Here is a 2760-nt window from a genome sequence, read left to right on the forward strand (position 1 = left end):
GGTTCGAGTCGTTTGCGGTAGTGGGCGGCTCGGGCTTGTTCCTGGCGTCGGCGGCGGAAGTGGGACCATTGCAGGATGTGGTCGGCTCGGCGGCGGGTGGTCAGGGCAAGGTGGGCGAACAGGCGGCGGATTTCGTTGCTGCTCAGCGGGATCAGGCTGCGTTCGCCTGCGGTGGCGCCCCCTTTGCGGCTTCGAGGGCGCGGGTGACGACGAGGAACGCGGCGGCGGCCATCGCGAGGGTGATGTGGGCGTACCAGGCGTCGTAGCGGCGGACCTGGTACTGGTCCAGGCCGACCTCGTTCTTCGCGGTCTGGAACGACTCCTCTAGGCCGGACTCGCCGACCGGCCCCGGTCTGGTCGGCGAGTCCGGTTCACGCCGGTCCAGGTGGCCGAGGTCAAAGCCCTGGCTTGCCAGCTACCAGCCGAAACAGGCACGCCACTGTCGAGATAAACTTGTCCCGACCTGGCCGCCGAAGCCGTCGACCGGGGCATCACCGCGTCGATCTCGGCATCCACCATCCGCCGGATCCTCGCCCGCGACACCCTCAAGCCCTGGCAGCACCAGTCCGGGATCCGCAGTTCGCCGTTAAAGCCGCTCGCACGGGCGTTTTAAGATCATGATGTGAGTCCGAGGATGGTGAAGGGCCTGGTCGTGTTGCGGTTGGCCCATCGGGTGGCTTCGGTGATGTCGTAGCGTCCGGCCAGGCGTAGGGCGTTGATGGCCAGGTTGCGCATGGAGGCCAGGACGCGGGGTCCGTTGCGGGTACGAACTCGGCTGGCGTCTTCGCGGTAGCAGGTGTGGTTCCCCTCGTAACTTGGAGGCCAGAACTTGAGGGATAGCGGTTCATGGCTGAGACGAGACGCCGGTTCGATCCGGAGTTCCGCGCGGGCGCGGTCCGGATCGTGCGGGAGACCGGGAAGTCGATCGCGCAGGTAGCGCGTGATCTGGGGATCAACAGCGGCACTCTGGCCAACTGGGTTCAGCGGGATCGTGCCGCTCGTGGCGAAGCCGCTGCCGGGCAGCTGGCCGAGGACGAGCGGGCCGAGCTGGCGCGGTTGCGGCGGGAGAACGCGGAGTTGGCGATGGAGCGTGATGACGCCCCTATGTTTGTCAAGCCGCCGGGTTGGGCGTTGTCGCTGGTGACAGGGCTGCGGTAATGAGGGGGAAGATCTGCCGGGCGACGTAGCGCTTCAGGCAGCGGATGATCTCCTTCGTGGATTTGCCCTCGCGTGCCCGTTTGGTGGCGTAATCGCGGGTGCGTGGGTTGCGGCCGAGTCGGGTCAGGACGATGGTGTATAGGGCGCTGTTGGCGCGCCGGTCACCGCCGCGGTTGAGCCGGCGGCGGGTGGTCTTGCCCGATGACGCCTCGATCGGGTTGACGCCGCAGAGGGCGGCGAACGTGGCCTGGTTGGCCAGCCGGTCCGGGTTGTCGCCTGCAGTGATGAGCAGTGCCGCAGCGGTGTCGGGGCCGACGCCGTGCTGCTCGAGCAGCTGCGGCGCGCAGGCGGTGATGGTGGCGCTCATCTGTTGCTGCAGGGCGCGGGCCTCGTCGGTGAGGGCCAGGACACGGCGGGCCAGGCTGCGCAGCACCGCGGTGGTCGCCGCGCGGGTGTCGTGGCCGGTGTCGCTGGGCAGGTCGGCGCAGGCGCGATTCAACGCGACGCGGCCGAGGCCGCTCAGCGATTCCCGCAGGGTCGGGTCGGCGCGCACCAGCACGGCCTTGAGCTGGTTGATGGCCTGGGTGCGGGCCTTGACCGCCGAGTCCTTAGCGATCTTGAACATGCGGATCGTCTCCACGGCACCGTCGCCGCTCTTGTCCAGGCCGGTGGCCTGCCCGGACAGCACCGCCCGGGCGGCGTTCTCCGCGTCGATGGCGTCGGTCTTGCCGCGTCAACGGCGCACCGCCCGGTCGGGCCGGTTGACCTCGATGACCTGCAGCCCATCGCCGTGCAGGTGCCGGGTCAGGGCGGTGCCGTGGGAGCTGGTGCCCTCCACCCCGGCGCGGTGCAGCCGACCGTGTCCGCGCGCCCAGTCCACCAAGGCGGTGTAGCCGGCGGTGGTGGTCGGGAACGCCCGCGTGTCGACCAGCGCACCCAGCACGGTGATCACCGCAGCGACGTGCGCGTCGTTGTGCGTGTCGACGCCGAGAAATAAAAAAATGATCGAGCTTGTCCGATTATCTGTGTAACGCCCTATCTTGGTTAACTATCGGATATCGATGGGGATGCGGCCTGGGAAGAAGATGTCGAGGGAGTTGAGGGCTTGTTTCCAGCCGTGGACGCCGGTGCCTTCGACGAGTCGTCCTGGGGCCTGGCGGGCCTGGGTGCGGGGCTTGTCGGCCTCGGCGGCGCGTTGCCGGGCGCGTTTGTCTTCGATGTCGGCGATGGCCAGCCAGATCAGCTTGACCACGGCGTCGTCGGTGGGGAAGTGTCCACGGTTCTTGATGACCTTGCGGATCTGGTAGTTGAACGACTCGATCGCGTTGGTGTGTAGATGATCCGGCGCACCTCGGGAGGGAACGCCAAGAATGGCGTGAACCGGTCCCACGCCCGTTCCCAGACGGCGACCGCGGCCGGGTAGCGTTTCCCGAGCGGGCTGTCGGCGAAGGCGTCGACCCCGACACCGACGACCAGATAGCAGGCCTTGTTGCGGACCTGCCCGCCGTCGTGGACCTTTACCATCAGGGCGTCGACGTAGGCGATCGGGTACACCTCGTCCAACGGCCGGTGCTGCCACGCCTTCACCTCGTCGAGGACCTC

At 68.0% G+C, this 2760-nt stretch carries 3 protein-coding genes and 2 pseudogenes; 1 reads left to right on the forward strand and 4 read right to left on the reverse strand.

All coding sequences use genetic code 11. From position 1 onward, the window contains the following. Positions 1-151: 151 nt before the first annotated feature. Positions 152-328 (reverse strand): annotated as a pseudogene (locus tag ACFHWY_RS28120) (IS701 family transposase); the annotation flags it as partial. A 518-nt stretch (positions 329-846) separates the two neighbouring features. Here ACFHWY_RS28120 and ACFHWY_RS28125 point away from each other — a divergent pair. Continuing rightward, entirely contained in the window at positions 847-1158 is a 312-nt protein-coding gene (locus ACFHWY_RS28125; protein ID WP_416583265.1) for a transposase, read from the forward strand. Here the strand turns inward: ACFHWY_RS28125 and ACFHWY_RS28130 are convergent. The 3 genes and pseudogenes from ACFHWY_RS28130 to ACFHWY_RS28140 all read right to left on the reverse strand — a co-directional run. Next, positions 1112-1846, reverse strand: a complete 735-nt coding sequence (locus ACFHWY_RS28130; RefSeq protein WP_416583266.1) for a transposase — start codon at positions 1844-1846, stop codon at positions 1112-1114. The genes ACFHWY_RS28125 and ACFHWY_RS28130 overlap by 47 nt on opposite strands. A gap of 45 nt (positions 1847-1891) precedes the next feature. Continuing rightward, a complete protein-coding gene (locus ACFHWY_RS28135; RefSeq protein ID WP_416583267.1) occupies positions 1892-2110 on the reverse strand; it encodes a hypothetical protein in 219 nt (72 codons plus the stop codon). 96 nt (positions 2111-2206) lie between these two features. Beyond that, positions 2207-2760: pseudogene (locus ACFHWY_RS28140) on the reverse strand (transposase); the annotation flags it as partial.

The organism is Micromonospora sp. LOL_024 (assembly GCF_048060415.1).
In the GTDB taxonomy this organism is placed as follows: domain Bacteria; phylum Actinomycetota; class Actinomycetes; order Mycobacteriales; family Micromonosporaceae; genus Micromonospora.

Bases quoted from the DNA above. Each gene is read 5' to 3' on its own strand.
- ACFHWY_RS28125 (WP_416583265.1), top strand. From the start codon at position 847: ATGGCTGAGACGAGACGCCGGTTCGATCCGGAGTTCCGCGCGGGCGCG.